The following is a 20,289-nucleotide window of genomic DNA, read 5'->3' as shown; positions in this document are numbered from 1 at the left end:
CCGTTTGGTGGAACGCCTCGGCGCCCTGCTGAACGAGTGGCCGCACCCAACCCTGCATCACCCCGAGGCCCTCGGCCACGCCCTGCAAGGGCTGTGCGCCGCGGGCCTCGACCAATTACCGCAACCCGGCGGTGGCCACACCCTGCAACGTTGGCAGGCACTGGCCACGGTCGCCGCATGGGACCTGAGCCTGTGCAAACTCTATGAAGGCCACACCGACGCCCTGGCGATCCTCGCGCACTTCGGCGCGCAGGCGCCCGAGCATGCCACCTGGGGCATGTGGGCCGCCGAGCCACCGCAGGCCCGCGTGACGCTGATGGCCGCCGAGCAGCACGGCGGCAGCGTGCGTCTGCACGGCCGCAAGGCCTGGTGCTCGGGCGCCAAGGTGCTCAGCCATGGCCTGCTCACTGCGTGGAATGCCGAGGGTGAACAGCAACTGGTGGCGGTCGCCCTTGTACAGCCCGGCGTGCAGATCACCAATGACGGCTGGCAGGCCGTGGGCATGGCGGCTACCGGGAGCGTCGAGATTCGCTTCGACGATGCCCATGGCCAGTTGATCGGCCCGCCGGGCGGCTACCTCGCCAGGCCAGGCTTCTGGCAAGGCGGCGCGGGCATCGCCGCCTGCTGGTACGGTGCAGCGAGCCGCCTGGGCGAAGCGCTGCGCCGGCACTGCAGCGAACGCGACGAGCCCCACGCCCTCGCCCACCTTGGCCATGTGGACTGCGCCCTGACCGCCGCCGCCAGTGCCCTACGCGGTTGCGCCGCCTGGATCGACGCCAATCCCACGGCCGACGCCGAAATGCCGGTACGCCGTGTACGCGCCATCGTCGAGCACCGCGCGACTACGTTGATCGAGCACGTTGGCCGTGCCCTCGGCGCCGCCCCCTATTGCCGTGACGCGGTGCTGGCAAGGCTGCTGGCCGACCTGCCGGTGTTCCTGCGCCAGAGCCATGCCGAGCGCGATCTGGCGGCCCTCGGCGTGCTCGCGGCCCGCCAACCACAAGAGAGCTGGATGCTATGAACACTAATCCGATCCAGGGCCAGGGCACCTCGCCGCAAGCCTGGAAGGCCTCCCGGCGCCTGGCCCAGGTCGCCGATATCACCTGCACGCAACTGGTGCCCGAGGGCTGTCGCGCGGTGATCATCGCCCCTCACCCGGACGATGAAATCCTCGGCAGCGGCGGCCTGCTGCAACTGCTGGCCCAGGCGCAGCGGCAGATCCTGCTGATCTCTGTCACCGATGGCGCCGCCAGCCACCCGGGCTCGACTTACTGGACCCCGCAACGCCTGAGCATCGTGCGCCCTCAGGAGAGCGCAGATGCGCTCAAGCGCCTCGGCCTGCCGCTCACCCAGGTGCAATGGGTGCACGGCGGCTTTCCCGATACAAGCGTTGCCGCTGCCGAAGCAGAGCTGCGTGACTTCCTGAAAACCTATCTGCAACCCACCGACGTGGTGTTCACCACCTGGCGCGAGGACGGCCACACCGACCATGAAGCCGTGGGCCGCGCTGCCCTGATGGCTGCCCTCGAATGTGGCGCCCGCGCCCACGAGATTCCGATCTGGGCCTGGCACTGGGCAAACCCGGAAGACCCGCGCATTCCTTGGGAGCGCGCGCACAAGCTGCAGCTCGACAAATGGATGCAGGCACGCAAGCGCCACGCCATTCAAGCCTTTGCCAGCCAGCTCTACGACGACCCCGATAGCGGCCACGAACCGGTGCTTTCGGGCACGGCGATTGAGCGACTGCAGCAACCTTTCGAGGTGGTGTTTCTATGAGCGTCGCCGACAATTACTTCGAGAAACTCTACAAGGGCAGCGAAGACCCCTGGTCGTTCCGCGAGCGTTGGTACGAACAGCGCAAACGGAACCTGACCCTTGCTGCACTACCGCGCAGCCACTACGGCAGCATCTTCGAGCCGGGCTGTGCCAATGGCGAACTCAGCGCGCGCCTGGCCGAACGTTGCACGCAGTTGTTGTGCAGCGATACCTCGGCCATCGCTCTGGAGCTGGCGCAAAATCGCCTCGCTCATCGCAGCAACGTGCGCCTGCTACAGACCCGCCTGCCCGAGCAATGGCCGGCCGGGCGCTTCGACCTGATCGTACTCAGCGAGCTTTGCTACTACCTCGACAAACCTGATCTGGATCGCCTGATTGACTGTGCCAAGGCGTCGCTGAATACCGGCGGCAACCTGCTGGCCTGCCACTGGCGTTGGCCGATCAACGAATGCCCGTTGAGCGGCGACCAGGTTCACCAGCGCCTGTACGAACGCCTCGGCCTACCGCGCCTGCTGCGCCATGAAGATGCCGACCTGCTGCTCGAGGTGTGGGGCACGGAGGCCACGTCGGTCGCCCAGCGCGAGGGCCTGGCGCCGGAAACGACGCAGGAGCCGCCGGCGTGATCGGTATCGTTATCCCCGCCCATAACGAGGAACAGAGCCTGGACGCCTGCCTCGACGCCCTGCTACAGGCTGCCGCTCACCCCGCGCTCGACCAGCCGGTGCGCATTCTGGTGGTGCTCGACAGCTGCAGCGACGGCTCGGCCAGCGTGGTCGCCAATTACCCGGTCGCGAGCCTTGCGTTGCAGGCACGCAACGTCGGCCAGGCGCGGGCCGACGGTGTGGCCTGGCAACTGCAGCGCGGCGCCAGCTGGATTGCCTGCTCAGACGCCGACAGCCGGGTCGCCGCCGACTGGCTGGTGCGCCAGCGCGAACTGCAGGCCGACATGGTCTGTGGCACCGTGGAAGTCGCCGAATGGGGCGAACTGGATGACGACGTACAGAGCCGCTACCTGAGCGCCTACCAGGACCGCGACGGACATCGGCACATCCACGGTGCCAATCTGTCGTTCAGCGCAGCCGCCTACCACCGCGCCGGGGGTTTCCAGAACATCGTCGTCGACGAGGACGTGCAACTGGTCGCCGCCTTCCAGCGCATCGGCGCGCGCATCGCCTGGAGCGCGCTGCCGCGCGTGTATACCAGTGCCCGCCTGGACTGCCGCGCCCGCGGCGGCTTTGGCGATTACCTGCGCTCGCTGCTCTAGGGCCTGTTGACGCTTGCGCACGACCGCGCCGAGGCCCTTCGGATTACGCGACAGCGTTAACAGATCCTACCCCCGCGGCGGTCAAAAACCTTGAACCGCCTCTTGACTGACCCAGTCGGAAATTTAACGACGCCCGCGCGCGTGCTGCGCGCGGACCATTCGCCAAACCACCACGACCATCGCCAGGAGTACCGCATGAAAGTCAGCGACCTGATGCTCCCCGGCGTGCAAACCGTCACCCCGAGCCAGGCCATCCACGAGGCACAAGCCCTGCTGACAGATGGCGAGTACGACGAGCTGCTAGCGCTGCTCTCCGAGGACGACGCCTGCATGGAGGGCATGCCGAGCGGCGACCTGGTAAGTGGCGAGCTCAGCGGCGTCTTCGCCAATGAACACGGCCTGCATAACGCGCGCGATAAGGCTGGCGAGCCCTGATGAACAGCGGGCAAACGATAAGCAATGAAGGCACTGATCGCAAAGCGGATGGTGTCGGCAAATGACGCACATCCGTATCGGTATTTCCGGCTGGCGTTATGCGCCTTGGCGCGGCGACTTCTATCCCGAAGGGCTGAAGCAGCGCGAGGAGTTGGCATTCGCCTCCCGTGCGGTGAGCAGCATCGAGATCAACGGCTCGTTCTATGCGCTGCAAACGCCCGAGCGTTATGCCGGTTGGGCCGCTGAGACGCCGGACGGTTTCTGCTTCGCGGTCAAGGCGCCGCGCTATATCACCCATATCCGCCGCCTCGATGACGTGGCCACGCCCATCGCCAACTTCTTCGCTTCGGGGCCGATGCAGCTGGGCGAGAAACTCGGGCCGATCCTCTGGCAGTTCCCACCGAGCATGGCGTTCGACGAGCAGCGCTTCGCCGACTTTCTCGCCCTGCTGCCGCAGGACACCGAGCAGGCCCTACGTAGCGCGCGCAAGTCCGATCGCCTTCATGACGGCAGCCTGCAGGTGCCCCACCACCAGAAGTTGCGCCACGCCGTGGAAATTCGTCACCCGAGCTTTTGCGACCCGGCCTTTATCAAGTTGCTGCGCAAACACAAGGTCGCACTGGTGTTCGCCGACAGCGCCGGCAAGTGGCCGTACGCCGAGGATCTGACTGCCGATTTTGTGTACCTGCGCCTGCACGGCAACAAGAAGCTCTACGAAAGCGGTTACGACGAGGACGCCATCGACCACTGGTACCAGCGCATCGCCACCTGGAGCCGCGGCCAGCAGCCCGGCGACGCGCAGCTGATCGACAGCCACAAGCCGCGTACCCGAAAGTCGCGCGACGTGTACTGCTATTTCGACAACGACCTCAAGGTCCGCGCCCCCTACGACGCCCACGCGCTGTTAGAGAAGTTCGACTTGGCCCGGAAACTGCCCAACGCACCCGGCCGGTCGCCAGGAGTAAGCCCATGACCACCCACCAACCGGCACCCACGGAACTGGCCAGTGCGGTTCACACGCTGAAGATTCTCACGGTCAACACCCACAAGGGTTTCACCGCGCTGAACCGGCGTTTCATCCTTCCCGAGCTACGCGATGCAGTGCGCACGCTGTCGGCGGACATGGTTTTTTTGCAGGAAGTGCACGGCACCCACGAGCATCACGCCAAGCGCTATGAGAACTGGCCGCCGACGCCGCAGTACGAGTTTCTCGCCGACAGCATGTGGCCGCAGTTCGCCTACGGCCGCAATGCTGTGTACCCCCACGGCGATCACGGCAACGCCCTGCTCTCCAAATTCCCGATCCTGCGCCACGAGAACCTCGACATTTCCATAGGCACTCAGGAGCAACGCGGTCTGCTGCATTCTGTACTCGACGTGCCGGGCCACGCCGAAGTGCATGCCATCTGCGTGCACCTTGGCCTGCGCGAAGTGCACCGCAAGCAGCAGCTGGGCCTGCTATGCAAGGTGCTCGACCGCCTACCGGCCGACGCACCGGTGATCGTCGCCGGTGACTTCAATGACTGGCGCCAGCGCGCCGATGGTCTGCTGGCCGCCAGCGGTCTGAAGGAGGCGTTCGTCAGCGAGCATGGCAAGCCAGCCAAGAGCTTCCCCGCGCGCTGGCCGCTGCTGAGCCTGGATCGTATCTACGTGCGCAACGCCACCACTCACAACCCGCAGGTGCTGTCGACCCGACCCTGGTCGCACCTGTCCGATCATGCACCGTTGGCTGTGGAGATACGGCTATGAAGTACGAATGGCGTGATGGCAACCAGATCGACCTGTTGATCAACGGCGAGGACTTCTTTCCCGCCGTATTCGAGAGTATCCGCAATGCCCGCCAGCAAGTGCTGCTGGAAACCTTCATCATCTTCGAAGACAAGATCGGCATGGAGCTGCAGCAGGCGCTGATCGCCGCCGCACGCAACGGCGCCGAAGTGGAAATCACCGTGGACGGTTACGGCACTGCGGACCTCTCCACCGAGTACGTCGCAGCGTTGGTAGCTGCCGGTGTGCGCGTGCACATGTTCGACCCAGGCAAGCGCCCGTTTGGCATGCGCCTCAACCTGTTCCGCCGCCTGCACCGCAAGATCGTGGTGGTCGATAACGAGGTCGCCTACATCGGCGGCATCAACTACGGCGAGGACCATATCGCCGATTACGGGCCGATGGCCAAACAGGATTATGCCGTGCGTGTGCGTGGCCCCATCGTCGCCGACCTGCACACCGCCGCCGTGCGGCTGCTCGACGCCCGCGATGACCGCCCGGCGATGCCGCACCGTGGCAGCCAGCCCGGCCAGCATCGCCACGCCGGCAACAGCCGCCTGCTGATGACCATCCGCGACAATGGCGACGACACCAACACCATCGAGCAGCACTACCTGGACGCCATTCGCAACGCCCAGCACCGCTTGATCATCGCCAACGCCTACTTCTTTCCCGGCTATAGGCTGCTGCGCGAGCTGCGCAATGCCGCACGCCGCGGCGTCAAGGTGACGCTGATCCTGCAGGGCATGCCGGATATGCCGCTGGTGCGCCTGTGCTCGCGGCTGACCTACAACTACCTGCTGCGTGATGGCGTGACCATCTACGAATACTGCCAGCGCCCGCTGCACGGCAAGGTGGCGCTGGCCGACCATGAGTGGTGCACCATCGGCTCGAGCAACCTCGACCCGCTGAGCCTGTCGCTCAACCTGGAAGCCAACGTGATCGTGCGAGACGCGGCGCTCAACCGCCGCCTGCATGAGCACCTCTCCGAGCTGGCCGAATCGAGTTGCAAATCCGTGCCGCTCAAACGGGTGATGCGCGGGTACTGGTGGCGCGCACCGCTGATCTTCCTGTGCTTTCACTTCCTGCGCCATTTCCCGGCCATCGCTGGCTGGTTCCCGGCCCACTCGCCGCGCATCAAGTTGCTCAAACCCGAAATCGAAGCGCCGCAGTGCGGCACCTTGCAGGTTGACCAGGAGAAAGTCTCGTGAGCAAACCCGACGACAAGCAGGGCAAGCCGGCGTGGCGCTGGGCCAAGCGCCTGCTGACCCTGTGCTTTTTTATTCTGGTGCCCGCGCTGCTGTTCATGCTGGTCAAGAACCTCGACTGGCAGGAAGTCAGCCAGGCGCTGCGCGGCTTCAGCCCGACCATCCTGCTCGCCGCAGTCGGCGTGACGGCGCTGAGCTACGCGGTGTATTCGAGCTTCGACCTGATCGGCCGCGCCTACACCCAGCACGGCCTGCCGACCCGCCAAGTGCTGCCGCTGACCTTCGTGTGCTACGCCTTCACCCTCAACCTGAGTTCCTGGGTCGGCGGTGTGGCACTGCGTTATCGCTTGTATTCGCGCCTGGGCCTGAAGGTTTCGACCATCACCCGGGTGCTGAGCATGAGCCTGATCACCAACTGGCTGGGCTACATCCTGCTGGCCGGCGTGCTATTCACCTTTGGCCTGCTCAAGCTGCCAGAAGGCTGGGCGATCGGTGCCACGGGCCTGCGCATAATCGGCCTGGCGCTGCTCGCCGTGGGCATCGGTTATCTCCTGGCCTGCCAGTTCTCCAAACGCCGCAGCTGGACGATCCGCGGCCACGAGCTGAACCTGCCGTCGCTGCCCATGGCCCTGCTGCAGGCCGGCCTCGGTGCGCTGAACTGGTCGCTGATGGCGCTGATCATTTACCTGCTGCTGCCCAAGGAAGCCTTCTACCCGACGATTCTCGGCATCCTGATGATCAGCAGCATTGCCGGGGTGATCACCCATATCCCCGCTGGCCTGGGAGTGATCGAGGCGGTATTTATCGCCATGCTGCAGCACGAGATGTCCAAGGGCAGCATCGTCGCCGCACTGATCGGCTATCGGGCCATCTACTTCCTGCTGCCATTGGCGGTTGCCTGCGTGGTCTACCTGGTGCTGGAAAAACGCGCCAAGAAGCTGCGCCAGAACGCTGGCCAGGAAAACACTGAAGAGCCGCGCCCTGCCTGACAGGACGGGGCGCGACTAGGGCTGCAGGCCCCACGCCCGGCGCAAGGCGTGCAGCGCCTCGAAGATGTCTCGCTCCGGTACCGCCGCAAAACCCATCACCAACCCTGCACGCTGATCCGGCGGTGTGCGCCCTTCTGGCAGCCACTGCACGCTCAGCGGGTTGATTTCCACACCAACGTTGGCAGCCGCCGCGATCAGTTCACGCTCGCGTGCCAGACTCTCGCAGCGCACGCTCAGGTGCAGACCGGCATGGACCTCGGGCAGCGCTGAGCAGCCAGGCACCTGATCCGGCCAACCGGCCAGCAAAGCGTCGCGCCGTGACCGAGCGGCATTGCGCATGCGACGGATATGCCGCTGAAAATGCCCAGCGGCGATGAACTCGGCCATCACCGCCTGGGTGCCGATATCGGAGTGGCGCATGTCCACCCCGCGACGGCGGGCGAAGGCCTGGGCCAGGCGCGGCGGCACCACCAGATAACCCAGGCGCAGCGCCGGGAAGACGATCTTGCTGAAGGTGCCGACGTACAGCACGCGCTGGCCGCGATCCAGTGCCGCCAGCGGGGCCAGCGGTGTGCCGCTGTAGCGGTACTCGCCGTCGTAGTCGTCTTCGATGATCCAGGCATCGTTGCGCTCGGCCCAGTCGAGCAGTGCCAGACGCCTGGGCAACGACAGCGTCACCCCGGTCGGGTACTGGTGCGATGGCGTGACATAGGCCAGCCGACAGGGCCCGGCCCGCTCCAGGGCGGCGACATCCAGGCCCTCGCTGTCGATACCGATGCCTTCGAGCCGAGCCCCGGCGACGCTGAACGCGTGGGCCGCGGCGCGGTAGCCGGGATCCTCCAGAGCGACCCGGTCGCCGGGCTCGAGCAGCAACTGGGTGCACAGGCTGATGGCCTGCTGAGCACCGCAGGTGATGACGATCTGCCCCGGGTCGCACTGCAGGCCGCGACTGCTGCGCAGGTAGGCGGCGATCAACTCGCGCAGCTGCGCATCGCCCGCCGGGTCGCCGTAGCCCAGCAGCGCTGGCGCCGGCCGCCGCCAGAAATGCGCGGCCAGGCGCGCCCAGGCTTCATAGGGAAACAGGTCGAAGGCCGGCACCCCGACGCGAAATGCCCGTGGCGGCCCCGGCAGGTGCGGCGGCAAGTGAAAGTTCTGCAGCCGCTGCAAGGCACTGCTGCTGATCTCGATCGACGGAATCGCTGCAGGCAGCGGCGCGCCGGCGGCGAGATCGGCCACATAGGTGCCGTCGCCGACCCGCGCCTGCACGTAGCCCTCGGCATACAGCTGATCCAGGGCGCGGTTGACGGTATTGCGTGACACACCCAGCAGCTCGGCCAATTGGCGGCTGGCCGGCAGACGCGTGCCACCCGGCAGGCGCCCGTCGAGCATGCGCTCACGCAGCGCCTGGTACAGCTGACGCGCCAGGCCCGCGCCGGGCTGCAGGCACAGGCCGGTGAGGTCGACGGGAAGCGGAGCTGAAGCGGCCATCGATTGGCTCCATGAAAGTCACTGAAAATGGATCTTACAACAGACCAATCACAAATCTAGGATGACGTCATTCCCTTCAGGAAACGGCCCATGTACACACCCTCCGCCTTTCGCCAGCACGACCTCGCTACCCTGCACCGGGAGATCCAGGGCTGCCGCCTGGCCACCCTGATCAGCCATGGCGAAAACGGCCTGCAGGCCAGCCATCTGCCGCTACTGTTGCGCCCAGAAGAAAGCGAGTACGGCACGCTGTATGGCCACCTGGCGCGAGCCAACCCGCACGCGCGCTTGCTGGCCGAAGGCGGCGAAGCCCTGGTGGTGTTCAGCAGCGCCGACGCCTATGTCAGCCCGTCCTGGTACCCGGCCAAGGCCGAGCACGGCAAGGTGGTGCCGACCTGGAATTACATCGCCGTGCACGCCTATGGCCGCGCCGAAGTGTTCGACGACGCCGAACGCCTGCTGAACCTCCTCGGCGAGCTCACCGACCGCCACGAAAGCCTGCGCCCCCAACCCTGGGCCATAGATGACGCACCGCGCGATTACATCGACGGCATGCTGCGCGCAATCGTCGGCTTCGCCCTGCCCATCGAGCGCCTGGAAGGTAAATGGAAGCTCGGCCAAAACCGCAGCGAAGCCGACCAGCACGGCGTACACGACGGCCTCGCCGCCAGCCTCGATTCCCGCGACCGCGCCCTGGCGCAGCGCATAGCTGACTGAATCACTCGATAAACACAGGAGACCCGAGCATGGAAATACTCGCCGTTGCCGCTGACGATCACGACGCCTGGCTGCACCTCTGGCAGGGCTACCAACGCTTCTACGCCACCGAAATTCCCGAGGCCACCACTGCGCTGACCTGGCAGCGGTTCCTTGCCGCCGATGAGCCGGTGCACGCGGCCCTGGCCTGGCAGGACGGCCGCGCCATCGGCATGGTGCACTGGATCTTCCATCGTTCCTGCTGGACGGAGGGCGATTACTGCTACCTGCAGGATCTGTTCGTCGACGAGCAGGTACGCGGCGGCGGCACTGGCCGCGGGCTGATCGAGCACGTATACGCCCAGGCCCGCCAGGCCGGGGCCTCGCGTGTGCATTGGCTGACCCACGAGAGCAACACCACAGCCATGCAACTGTACGACCGCATCGCCGAGCGCCCCGGCTTCGTGCAGTACCGCAAGAAATTGTGATCAGGAGCCGACCATGACCGACGATACCCTGCTCGACTGGAAACCCGTCCCACCACCGCCCCGTGCCCAACTGCACGGCCGCTTCGTGCATCTGGAGCCGCTCGACGCCCAGTGCCACGGCGAAGATCTATGGCTAGCCCTGCAAGGCCCGAACAGTGACCCCGATTTGTGGGCTTACCTGCCCTACGGCCCGTTCGCCGAACGCAGTGCCTTCGACGCCTGGCTCGCGGGCAAGCAGGTGAGCGACGATCCCCTGTTTTTCACGGTGATCGAGGCCGCGTCGAAACGTGCCCTAGGGCTGCTCAGCTTCCTGCGTGTCGCCCCAGCCGACGGCTGCATCGAGATCGGCCATATTGCCTTTGGCCGCGCCATGCAGCGCTCCCCCGCCTCCACCGAAGCGATCTGGCTGCTGATGAGCCTGGCCATGGACGAGCTCGGCAATCGCCGCCTGGAATGGAAATGCAACGCACGCAATGCGCGGTCGATGCGTGCTGCCGAGCGCCTGGGCTTCACCCAGGAAGGCCTGTTCCGCCAGCATGCGGTGATCAAGGGCCAGAACCGCGATACCGCCTGGTTCTCGATCATCGATGGCGATTGGCCGCCGATTCGCGAGGCCTTCGTACGCTGGTTGGCCGCGGACAATTTCGATGAACTGGGGCAACAGCGTCGGCGCTTGGAAGAATTTCGTGAGTCTTGACTTGGGCGCGGCGTTGCCGCTATTTCGCGCGCATGGCGCGCTCCCACATGAATTCATTTGCTACATGTAGGATGGGTGAAACCCATCTAGCGTTGATGGGTTTCACCCATCCTACGAAGCTACAAGCTTCAGCCAATAGACCTTGCGCCATTCGCCCCCGCCACGTCGAGGAACGTGAACGATTACAACGGCGCACCCAGCCAGGCCGAGACCAACAGCAGCACGGCCATGATCTGGTTGAAACGGGTCATGGCGCGGGCCGACGTGAACAAGCGTGCGGCGCCGCGCCCCAGTAGCGCCCAGCAGCCCAGGCACGGCAGGGAGATGGCCAGGAAGATCGCTGCTAGTAACGCCACACGCAGCGCCTGGCCGGGCCCCGGCGTGGCGAACACGCTGACCACCGCCAGGGCCATCATCCAGGTCTTGGGGTTGACCAGCTGCAGCGCAGCACCGGCGAACAGCCCGAGGCGCTTCTCGTCCGCCGTCACCGCCGAGCCATCCAGCGCCGCCGCAGGGCTGCTGAAGATGCGCCAGGCCAGGTAGCTCAACCACAGCACACCGAACCAGGCCATCGCCCATTGCAGACGCGGGTGCTGTTGCAGCAATTCCCCCAGGCCAAGCCCCACCGCCACCACGATGGCCGCCGCGCCCACACAGGCGCCGATCACCAGCGGCAGGGTCTTGGCCACGCCATGGCGGGCGCTGCTGCCCAGCACCAGCACGTTGGTGGGCCCCGGGGTGATGGAGGCAACGAAGGCGAACAGCATGAAGGGCAACAGCTGGGTCATGACGGGCTCCTGAACGATCCGAGCCCTGATCATCGACACTGGCGCCTCAGCGGTCTGGAAGGTTTGAGCAGCGCCGTTGGTAGTTCGCCGGGGTGATGCCGTAGGCGCGACGGAACCAGCGCCCCAGGTGGCTCTGGTCGGCAAAACCGAGAATCGCCGCCACCTGCACCGGCGGCTCGCCACGGGCCAGCAGGTGCCGTGCACGGGCCAGGCGCAGTTGCACCAGGTAGGCGTGGGGCGCCAGGCCGAAGGCCGCCTTGAAGGCGCGGCTCAGTCGAAAGCGATCCACGCCGCAGGCGGCGGCCAGGTCATCCAGGCCGATATCGCGGGTGTGCTGGTCATGCAGGAAGTCCCGCGCACGCTGGGCCACCAGCGGCAAACGCGGGTCGACCTCCAGACGGCGGCGCCAATGCAGGCGCTCGGTGAGACGCGCCAGAAGATTATCGAGGGCGGACTGCCTGACCATGCGCAGATCCCGACCATGCAGGGCGCCGAACGCTTCGACCACCGCGGCGAGCAGGCGCGGGTCACTGGCCAGGGTGGCGCTGAACCCCGGCAGGCAGTCGGCTGGTGCCTGCTCGAACAGGCTGCGCAGTTCACGCTCCAGCCACTGGGTATCCAGGTACAGCATCGAGTAGGTGAAGCCTTCCGGCTCCGGCGCGTGGCCGTCGTGCAACTCGCCAGGCTCGAGCATGAACACCTGGCCGGCCAGGCTGCTGTTCAACTGCTTGCGGCAATTGAACTGCTGCACGCCCTGCTCGGTGAAGCCGACCAGGTAGGCGTCGTGCCAGTGGGGATCGTAGGCATGGCCGCGAAAATGCGCGCGGATGGTCTCGATACCGGTTTCTGTGTCCTGGGCCAGGTCGACCCAACTCTGCGCGCTCATGACTGCTCCAGCGCCACGGGATGTGAGCGGGTCATGCTAACCGACCTGCTGCTCCCATTCTGGAACTTTTGAGCAGCCGTTCATCGGGCCCGCGCCATGCAGCGCTGGTGGCGCGCATCCACGCGTTCAGCGAACCAGGCGGTGGTCAGCCGGCGGGTAATCTTCGGGCTTTCCAGCACGATGCCCGGCAGCAACTCGCGCTGCACCCGCTTGCCCTCGGCCTTGTCGGCAAGGGCGAAAACCCGCTCGTACAGGCGGCTGTCCTCGAACTCCAGGCTGCTGCCCTGCTCCAGATCCCGGCGAATCGCCCGGTCACTGAGATTCAGCCGCTTGTCAAGGGAGCGCACTGCCAGCTCGGTGGCGCTGACCTTGCTGCTGCCGTGGATGATCAGGTCGCCATCCAGCGCCAGGGAAATGCCCGACGCACTGCTGACCGCATTCTGAAACGCCGCATTGCGGCTGGCGTACCAGCCGGCGTTGAAGTCGGCAAAACGGTACAGCGGTTTCGGGTAGTTGACCGGGTAACCCAGCAGATGGGCGATACCGAAGTACATGCCGCCACGACGGCTGAATACCTCGCGGCGGATCGAGCCGTCTGGCGGATAGGGATAGCCCTCGGCATGGGCCTGGGCAAAGGCAACACTCACCTGCATCGGCCCGCCGGTGTGCACCGGATTGAGCCCGCCGAACAGCTGGCGCCCCAGCGGCACCATGCCGGTGAAGTCATCGAAGATCTCGCTCAGCTGCTTCTCGGTGCGCACGCTGTCCAGGCGCTGCTGGTAGGTCTTGCCGGTCGGCGACTGGATGCGCAGCGCCGCGTTCACCAGCAGCCGCGGCACGTGCAGACTGGCTGCGCGTCGGTCGATTTCCGCCCGGGCGACCTTGGCTAGCCCCGGCACCGGCGGGTCGGCGTTGAAGGTCGATTCCTGTTCGGTCACCGCCAGCACGGCGCAGATGTTCTCGGTGGTCGGCGCGATCTCCTGAGCGGCGAAGGCAGCGTAGATATCCGCGGCCCATCCTTCCCGATCCGGCGTGTTCATCGGCATCAGCCGCACGATCTGCGCGCGCACTTCGGCCGGTTTGGGCACCGGCTCACGTGGCTGGGACGCGCAACCAGCCAGCAACACGGCCAATAGCGCAGCAGATGAACGCAGGAAATGGGGCGTCACCGATGACTCCTCGCAATGGAAAGCTCGAAGCTCTGACAACGACAAAGCTGCGGCGTCCGCGATTATTTGCCGGGTATACCCGTCCGTAACGCCCTCTGGGCAGGGCAAAACAATCAGAACCCATTCACAAGCGAAGCGGTCTACCCCTCACGAAGGCCCGTAACGCCTGGCCTGCGGACGCGGAGCGAGTTGCGCTCCAGGATCGATATGAGCAAGGAGATCCACATGGTTACCCATTACAAGATCGACGGTCATCTCGCCTGCGGCACCCACGGCGAAAAGCTGGCCTCCAGCAAGGAACTCAACCAGGTGAAATGCCGCAACTGCCGCAACACCGAGGTGTACAAGCAGGCGCGCCGTGATGCCCGCAATGCCTCGCGACGCGCCGCCCGCAAGGCCAAGGTCGCGCAGCCGCGTACCGACTGGCGCACTTCCTGGCAGCAGCACCTGACCGACCTGCCCGGCCGCAATCGCCTGCCACGAGGTTTTGCCGCACAAGCTTACGTGTGACGGCTACAGGGGCCTGAACAAGTCCCGCGCTTGAAAGCAGAAAGGGTGGGCCGAGCAATCGGTCCACCCTTTCTCGTTTCATTGCGGTTTGATCACCAGCGTGCCAAGTGGCGGCAGATCCAGGCTCAGCGATTGAGGCTGGCCATGGCTGGCCAATGCCTCGCTGAATAGCCCGCCCTGGCTGCCCGCATTGGAGCCGGCGTAACGCTCGGCATCGCTGTTGAGCAGCACGTGCCAGGCGCCCTCTTTCGGCACGCCGATGCGATAGCCGTTGCGCGGCTCGGGCGTGAAATTGTGCACCACCAGCAGCGGCGCGCCGCTCCCGTCATGACGCAACCAGGCGAACACGCTGTTGCTGGCATCGTCGCCGATCAGCCAGGCGAAGCCTTCGGCGCTGCCATCGAGCTGGTGCAGCGCCGGCTCGTGGCGGTACAGCCCATTGAGATCGCTGACCAGTTGCTGCACGCCCTTGTGCTCGCCGTAGCGCAGCAGATACCAGTCCAGCTCGTGGTCGTGGTTCCACTCGCGCCACTGGCCGAACTCGCAGCCCATGAACAGCAGCTTCTTGCCCGGATGGCTCCACATGAAGCTCAGGTACAGGCGCAGGTTGGCGAACTTCTGCCAACGGTCGCCGGGCATCTTGTCGAGCAGCGAGCGCTTACCGTGCACCACTTCGTCGTGGGAAATGGGCAGCACGAAATGCTCGGAGAAGGCGTACAGCAAGCCGAAGGTCAGCTGATGGTGATGGTGGCGACGGTGCAGCGGATCCTCGGCGGCATACTTGAGGCTGTCGTGCATCCAACCCATGTTCCATTTGTAGGAGAAACCCAGGCCGCCTTCCTGGGTCGGTCGGCTGACGCCGGGCCAGGCGGTTGATTCCTCGGCGATCACCAAGGCACCGGGCACTTCCTGGGCGACCACGTCGTTGAGGTGGCGCAGGAAGTCGATGCTTTCCAGGTTCTCGCGCCCGCCGAAGCGGTTGGGGATCCACTCGCCTTCCTTGCGCGAATAGTCGCGATAGAGCATCGAGGCCACGGCATCCACACGCAGGCCGTCGATGTGATAGGTGCGCAGCCAGTGCAGCGCCGAGGCCAGCATGAAGCCGTGCACCTCGGTGCGGCCCAGGTTGTAGATGTAGGTATCCCAATCCTGGTGGAAGCCTTCGAAGGGATGGGCGTACTCGTACAGCGCGGTGCCGTCGAATTGGCCCAGGCCGTGGGCGTCGGTGGGGAAATGCGCGGGCACCCAGTCGAGGATCACGCCGATACCGGCCTGGTGGCAGGCGTCGACGAAGGCGGCGAAATCCGCCGGGCTGCCGTAACGGGCGGTCGGGGCGAATTGCGACAGCAGCTGGTACCCCCAGGAGCCGCCGAACGGGTGCTCCATGATCGGCATCAGCTCGATATGGGTAAAGCCCAACTGCTGCACGTAGGGAATCAGCTGTTCGCTCAGCTCGCGCCAGCTCAGCAGGCGGCCATTCTCGCCGCCCTCGCGGCGCCAGGAGCCGGCGTGCAATTCATAGATCGACATCGGCGCCTGGAAGCCCTGCCGGGCCTGGCGCTGCTCGAGCCAATGCGCGTCGTGCCAGTCGAACTGCAGCGGCGCGGAAACCACCGAACCAGTGGCCGGCGGCAACTCGCTGGCCAGCGCCATGGGGTCGGCCTTGAGCGGCAGCAGGCCGTCACGACCGAGAATCTCGTATTTGTAGACTTCGCCCGGCGCCAGGCGCGGGATGAACAGTTCCCACACGCCGCTGGGCTGGCGCAGGCGCATCGGGTGGCGGCGGCCATCCCAGCCGTTGAAGTTACCAACCACCGAAACCCGACGCGCGTTGGGCGCCCACACCGAAAAGCGCACACCCTGCACGCCCTCATGGGTGGTGAACTGGGCGCCCAGGCTCTTGCCCAGTTCGCGGTGATTGCCCTCGGCGAACAGGTACAGGTCCATCTCGCCGAGCAGCTGACCGAAGGCGTAAGGGTCTTCGGTTTCCTGTACGCCGGTGCCCCACTGGATGCGATAGCGATACGGCACCTGCTGCTCGATGCGAATGCTGAACAGCCCCGGCACGCTGGACTGTTCCAGGGTGCCGAGCACCTCGCCACTCACCGCGTGGATCAGCTCGACGCCAAGGGCGCCGGGCAGGTAGGCGCGAATGGTCAGCCCGTGAGCGAACTCGTGAGGGCCCAGAATCGAAAACGGATCGCCATGCTCGCCCCGTATCAGGGCCTCGACGGCGGCGCGCTCGATACCCGCCACCTGGCGCTCGGTTTCTCCATTGCTCATCGTTTACCGCTCCCCAAGAGATAGTTGCTCAGCTCTATCAACCCTTGCACCGGAACTTCCAGCCAATCAGGACGATAGCGCGCTTCATACAGAATTTCGTAAGCCGCCTTCTCGATGCAGAACAGCGCCAGGGCTGCCACTTCACCTTCGCGGTCGTGCCACGCGTGGGGCAGATCGGCTGCCGCCAGCCGGTAGGCTTCATTGAATGCGGTTCTGGCCTGGCTGCGATACAGCCCGGCGATATGCTGGCGGGCCTGCTCGGCCTCGGCCGTGACGTCACCGCCCTGGGCGCTGCGCATGGCCATGGCGGCCGCGTAGTCGAAGGAGCGCAGCATGCCGGCGACGTCCTTGAGCGGGCTGTAGAAAGCGCGGCGCTCTTCCAGGGTGCGAGTCGGTTCGCCTTCGAAATCGATCAGGTAAGCGTCGCCCTGCACCACCAGTACCTGGCCCAGGTGCAGGTCGCCATGCACACGCATGCGGATGCCGCCCGCCGAACGTCGCGCCAGGTCTTCGACCCGTTCGAGAATCTGCTCATGGCGGGCGGCCAGCCAGTCCGCCTGATTGGCCGCCTCGCCTGGCAGATGCCCGCGCCCTTCGGCGATCACCTTCAGCGCTTCACGTACCTGGGCGGTGATGTTCTGCGACCACTCGGCCACTTCGGCGTCGCCGGTCTCGTGGTAGCCGAAGTCAAGGTTGTCGCTGGCCTGGCCGAGGGCCACATGCATCTCACCCAGACGCTTGCCCAACAGGCCGGCGAAGGTTTCCAGCTCTGTCAGGGCGCCATGCCGGTTGTCCTGTTCGACATGCCCGCCGGCCAGTTCCTCGCGAACCGCGCGCTCCAGGTTGTTCAGCGTCCACTGCCAGGCATCGCCCTGATTGTTCAGGTAGCCCTGCAGGATCATCAGGGTGTGGGGCACGCCCTGCTCGTCCACGCGGCGCACTTCGCCCAGCAGCGGTGCGATGTGCGCGAAGCCGGCCGCCGTCAGGTAGCCGCCGATCTCCGCCTCCGGGTGGATGCCCGGCAGCACGCGACGTACCAGCTTGAGCACGGCCTGTTCAGCGATGATCGCCGAGCTGTTGGACTGCTCCGCGGAGATCAGCTTGACCTCGGCATTGCTCAGGTCGCCCAGCTCCTGCAGGCGCGCAGTGGGCACGAACTGGATCTCGCTGCCCTGCCAGCCCAGCACGCGGCGCGCACTCAACTGACCCATCACATGGCGCACGAAACCCGGTAGCGTATAGCCGTCGGTGAGCAGCCCTACCTGACCACCGCGCCGCAGCCGGGCCAGGGCCAGTTGTTGTGGCAGGCCGCTGCTTGCGTCCTGCTCGCCCACATAGCCGAGCGGCACCTGATAGTGTTCGATACTGCCGGACTGACGCACCACTTCCACTTCACCGAGCACGTAAGGTTGATCTGCGCTGCCGAACGGGACGGCATACAGCAGCTTCACCTGCTTCACGTCCTCAGCCCCGCCGGAGAACCAGCGCCGCTTGGGCAGGTAGGCCGGCAGCGACTCCTGCTCCAGGGTCGCGCGAGCCGGCAGTTGCAGCAGCTCGCCGAGTTGATCGTTGATCACCAGGGTGGTCAGCTCCGCCATGGGGTCGACCGACGTTGAGTGCGAGCGGGTCATGTGCGCCTCCTCGGCGAGCAGAAGCCAATAGATGCCAGAGGACGACCGAGTGAACCGGCCATCGAGTGGCCCGGTCCGCAGCGGTCATCAGAAAAGGTCCAATGCCAGGCTCGGCGTGCCATCGAACGGTTCCTCAGCTCGCCACGCGGATGCGCCAGATGCCGAACGGCTGGTGCCAGGGCTCGATACGCATCCACTGGGTCTTGCCGTGCCAGTGCCAGGTGTGGCCGGTCATCAGGTCTTCACCGTGGGTAGTAGCGTGGTCATCCAGGCCCAGTTCCCACAGCGGCAACTCGAAGTGCGCCTCCTGGGCGTTGTGCGGGTCGAGACTGACCGCCACAAGAATGAAGTTCTCGCGGTCGGCGGTGCGCTTGCCGAAGTACAGGATGTTGTCGTTCCAGCAGGTGTAGGCCTGGAACCCCAGATGGGTCTGCAGCGCCGGGTTCTGCCGGCGAATGCGATTGAGCTGGGCGATCTCGGCGACGATGTTGCCCGGCGCCTGATAGTCGCGCACCCGAATCTCGTACTTCTCCGAATCCAGGTACTCCTCCTTGCCCGGTACCGGCAGGGATTCGCAGATCTCGAAGCCCGAATACATGCCCCATAGCCCCGAGCCCATGGTCGCCAGCGCGGCGCGGATCAGAAAGCCCGCGCGGCCGCTGTGGTGCAGGAAGTACGGGTTGATGTCCGGCGTGTTGACGAAGAAATTGGGGCGATAGCAATCGCGCCAGGGTGCCTCGTTGAGCTGGGTCAGGTAGCTTTCCAGCTCGGCCTTGGTGTTGCGCCAGGTGAAATAGGTGTAGCTCTGGGTAAAGCCCACCTTGCCCAAACGCGCCATCATCGCCGGGCGGGTGAAGGCCTCGGCGAGAAACATCACCTGCGGGTGGGTCTTGCGGATATCGGCGATCAGCCATTCCCAGAACGGCAGTGGCTTGGTGTGCGGGTTGTCGACCCGGAACTGGTACACGCCCAGCTCCACCCAGCCGCGCACCACGTCGCGCAGCGCCAGCCACAGGTCGGGCACCGCATCCCTGGCGTAGAAGTCGACGTTGACGATGTCCTCGTACTTCTTCGGCGGGTTTTCGGCATGGCGGATGGTGCCGTCCGGGCGCCAGCTGAACCAGCCGGGATGCTGCTCAAGCCATGGGTGATCGGGCGAGCACTGGATGGCGAAATCCAGGGCGATTTCCAGGTCATGCTCGCGCGCCGCCTCGACCAGCGCGACGAAATCCTCACGGGTACCGAGCTGCGGGTGAATGGCCTCGTGGCCGCCGTCCGGGCTACCGATGGCATAGGGGCTGCCGGGATCATCCGGGCCAGCGCTCAGCGAATTGTTGCGGCCCTTGCGATGGGTGGTGCCGATGGGATGAATCGGCGGGAAGTACAGCACATCGAAGCCCATGGCCTGGATGGCCGGCAGGCGCTTGATCACGTCACGCAAGGTGCCATGGCGCTCGGGGTCGTCGGTTTCCGAACGGGGAAACAGCTCGTACCAGCTGGCGAAGCGCGCCAGCGGACGCTCCACGTCGAGCAGATAGGTGGCGCTGCGGGTGCGATGCGGATGGCCTTCAGCGCGGCGTACCAGGGCAACGGTTTCGGGCGCCAGCAGCAGCGCTACGCGCTCGTCCAGGCTCTGCAATTCCTGCAACTCGTCGCACAGCACCTGCAGGCTGATGGCCAGATCGCCCTCGGCCCTGTCAGCGGCCTCGCGCAGCAAGGCCTGGCCTTCCTGCAGTTCGAGGTTGATGGTGACGCCGGCGCCGAATTTCTTCGACAGCTCGTAGCAGTAACTGGCGTAGATGTCCCACCAGGCCTCGATGAGAAACTCCACCTCACCGACACGCTGCGGAGTGATCTCGGCCTGCCAGCGCTCGAGGCCGACATCCACCAGCGGTTCGCGATGCCAGTCCGACGTCCCCACCTCGCGCCACAGCACCTCACCGGCCAGCTTGTCGTGGCCATCGGCGAAGATCAGCGCGCTGACCGTGACCCGATCCCCGGCGATGGCCTTGGCAGCGAAGCGCCCCTGCTCGACCTGCGGTTCGACCTCCTCGATGGCCAGGCGCGGCAACTGCAACGCACGCTCCAGCGACAATTCGCCGTGATTCAAACGGACCGGTTCCTGCAGAAAGTCGGCTTGCGAATAAGCAGATGGCATCGAAACGGGCTCCTCACGCCTGGCAGGCGTATAAGCTGTTGCGCCGCGGCATGCCA

20 protein-coding genes are annotated in these 20,289 nt (G+C 65.6%); 13 read left to right on the top strand and 7 right to left on the bottom strand.

The window, feature by feature from the left end; all coding sequences use genetic code 11:
• The first annotated feature begins 4 nt into the window (after positions 1-4).
• The 9 genes from PVA39_RS10675 to PVA39_RS10635 all read left to right on the top strand — a co-directional run bounded on the left by PVA39_RS10675 (position 5) and on the right by PVA39_RS10635 (position 7,439).
• On the top strand, positions 5-1,021 hold the full coding sequence (locus tag PVA39_RS10675; RefSeq protein WP_443200961.1) for an acyl-CoA dehydrogenase: 1,017 nt from the start codon (positions 5-7) through the stop codon (positions 1,019-1,021).
• Positions 1,018-1,776, top strand: a complete 759-nt coding sequence (locus PVA39_RS10670) for a PIG-L deacetylase family protein (RefSeq protein WP_274124040.1) — start codon at positions 1,018-1,020, stop codon at positions 1,774-1,776. Before PVA39_RS10675 ends, PVA39_RS10670 begins: the two co-directional genes overlap by 4 nt.
• Positions 1,773-2,399, top strand: a complete 627-nt coding sequence (locus PVA39_RS10665) for a class I SAM-dependent DNA methyltransferase (RefSeq protein ID WP_274124039.1) — start codon at positions 1,773-1,775, stop codon at positions 2,397-2,399. Before PVA39_RS10670 ends, PVA39_RS10665 begins: the two co-directional genes overlap by 4 nt.
• Positions 2,396-3,040, top strand: a complete 645-nt coding sequence (locus PVA39_RS10660; protein ID WP_274124038.1) for a glycosyltransferase — start codon at positions 2,396-2,398, stop codon at positions 3,038-3,040. Before PVA39_RS10665 ends, PVA39_RS10660 begins: the two co-directional genes overlap by 4 nt.
• A 195-nt stretch (positions 3,041-3,235) precedes the next feature.
• Positions 3,236-3,475 (top strand): hypothetical protein, encoded by a 240-nt coding sequence (locus PVA39_RS10655; RefSeq protein ID WP_274124037.1) that lies wholly within the window; start codon positions 3,236-3,238, stop codon positions 3,473-3,475.
• A 61-nt stretch (positions 3,476-3,536) separates the two neighbouring features.
• Positions 3,537-4,448, top strand: a complete 912-nt coding sequence (locus PVA39_RS10650) for a DUF72 domain-containing protein (protein ID WP_274124036.1) — start codon at positions 3,537-3,539, stop codon at positions 4,446-4,448.
• Positions 4,445-5,224 carry an endonuclease/exonuclease/phosphatase family protein gene (locus PVA39_RS10645; RefSeq protein WP_274124035.1) on the top strand — a complete coding sequence of 260 codons (780 nt, stop codon included), beginning with the start codon at positions 4,445-4,447 and terminating at the stop codon, positions 5,222-5,224. Before PVA39_RS10650 ends, PVA39_RS10645 begins: the two co-directional genes overlap by 4 nt.
• Positions 5,221-6,453, top strand: a complete 1,233-nt coding sequence (gene clsB, locus PVA39_RS10640; RefSeq protein WP_274124034.1) for a cardiolipin synthase ClsB — start codon at positions 5,221-5,223, stop codon at positions 6,451-6,453. The genes PVA39_RS10645 and clsB overlap by 4 nt, the downstream gene beginning before the upstream one ends.
• The gene (locus tag PVA39_RS10635) at positions 6,450-7,439 is read left to right on the top strand and encodes a lysylphosphatidylglycerol synthase domain-containing protein (protein ID WP_274124033.1); all 990 of its coding nucleotides are present in this window, start codon (positions 6,450-6,452) and stop codon (positions 7,437-7,439) included. The genes clsB and PVA39_RS10635 overlap by 4 nt, the downstream gene beginning before the upstream one ends.
• A gap of 15 nt (positions 7,440-7,454) precedes the next feature.
• Here the strand turns inward: PVA39_RS10635 and pdxR are convergent, their stop codons facing one another.
• Entirely contained in the window at positions 7,455-8,927 is a 1,473-nt protein-coding gene (pdxR, locus tag PVA39_RS10630; protein ID WP_274124032.1) for a MocR-like pyridoxine biosynthesis transcription factor PdxR, read from the bottom strand.
• A gap of 90 nt (positions 8,928-9,017) precedes the next feature.
• Between pdxR and PVA39_RS10625 the strand changes: the two genes are divergently transcribed.
• Genes PVA39_RS10625 through PVA39_RS10615 form a run of 3 tightly spaced genes read left to right on the top strand, consistent with a single transcriptional unit; the run spans position 9,018 to position 10,808 of the window.
• Complete coding sequence (locus PVA39_RS10625; RefSeq protein WP_274124031.1) at positions 9,018-9,644, top strand: FMN-binding negative transcriptional regulator; 627 nt, start codon at positions 9,018-9,020, stop codon at positions 9,642-9,644.
• A 29-nt stretch (positions 9,645-9,673) separates the two neighbouring features.
• A complete protein-coding gene (locus PVA39_RS10620) occupies positions 9,674-10,111 on the top strand; it encodes a GNAT family N-acetyltransferase (RefSeq protein WP_274124030.1) in 438 nt (145 codons plus the stop codon).
• A 13-nt stretch (positions 10,112-10,124) separates the two neighbouring features.
• On the top strand, positions 10,125-10,808 hold the full coding sequence (locus tag PVA39_RS10615) for a GNAT family N-acetyltransferase (protein WP_274124029.1): 684 nt from the start codon (positions 10,125-10,127) through the stop codon (positions 10,806-10,808).
• Between the two features lie 182 nt (positions 10,809-10,990).
• On the opposite strand, the gene PVA39_RS10610 is transcribed toward PVA39_RS10615, so the two are convergent.
• The 3 genes from PVA39_RS10610 to PVA39_RS10600 form a co-directional block, all read right to left on the bottom strand.
• Positions 10,991-11,596, bottom strand: a complete 606-nt coding sequence (locus PVA39_RS10610) for a LysE family translocator (RefSeq protein WP_147176384.1) — start codon at positions 11,594-11,596, stop codon at positions 10,991-10,993.
• A gap of 46 nt (positions 11,597-11,642) precedes the next feature.
• Positions 11,643-12,482 (bottom strand): AraC family transcriptional regulator, encoded by an 840-nt coding sequence (locus PVA39_RS10605; RefSeq protein ID WP_274124028.1) that lies wholly within the window; start codon positions 12,480-12,482, stop codon positions 11,643-11,645.
• Between the two features lie 80 nt (positions 12,483-12,562).
• Positions 12,563-13,651 carry a DUF1615 domain-containing protein gene (locus PVA39_RS10600; RefSeq protein ID WP_274124027.1) on the bottom strand — a complete coding sequence of 363 codons (1,089 nt, stop codon included), beginning with the start codon at positions 13,649-13,651 and terminating at the stop codon, positions 12,563-12,565.
• 225 nt (positions 13,652-13,876) lie between these two features.
• Here PVA39_RS10600 and PVA39_RS10595 point away from each other — a divergent pair, with 225 nt between their 5' ends.
• Positions 13,877-14,161, top strand: coding sequence for a hypothetical protein (locus tag PVA39_RS10595; RefSeq protein WP_093502500.1), 285 nt, complete (start codon positions 13,877-13,879; stop codon positions 14,159-14,161).
• A gap of 78 nt (positions 14,162-14,239) precedes the next feature.
• Here PVA39_RS10595 and glgB read toward each other — a convergent pair whose 3' ends face one another.
• The 3 genes from glgB to PVA39_RS10580 form a co-directional block, all read right to left on the bottom strand.
• Complete coding sequence (glgB, locus tag PVA39_RS10590) at positions 14,240-16,444, bottom strand: 1,4-alpha-glucan branching protein GlgB (RefSeq protein ID WP_274124026.1); 2,205 nt, start codon at positions 16,442-16,444, stop codon at positions 14,240-14,242.
• On the bottom strand, positions 16,441-18,075 hold the full coding sequence (locus PVA39_RS10585; RefSeq protein ID WP_274124025.1) for a putative maltokinase: 1,635 nt from the start codon (positions 18,073-18,075) through the stop codon (positions 16,441-16,443). The genes glgB and PVA39_RS10585 overlap by 4 nt, the downstream gene beginning before the upstream one ends.
• Positions 18,076-18,208: 133 nt before the next feature.
• Entirely contained in the window at positions 18,209-20,233 is a 2,025-nt protein-coding gene (locus tag PVA39_RS10580; protein WP_274124024.1) for an alpha-1,4-glucan--maltose-1-phosphate maltosyltransferase, read from the bottom strand.
• Positions 20,234-20,289: the final 56 nt, after the last annotated feature.

This window comes from Pseudomonas sp. CNPSo 3701 (genome assembly GCF_028674975.1).
Classification (GTDB): Bacteria; Pseudomonadota; Gammaproteobacteria; order Pseudomonadales; family Pseudomonadaceae; genus Aquipseudomonas; species Aquipseudomonas straminea.
The sequence above is the reverse complement of the archived record's forward strand: the minus strand, read 5'-3'. Positions and strand labels throughout refer to the sequence as shown.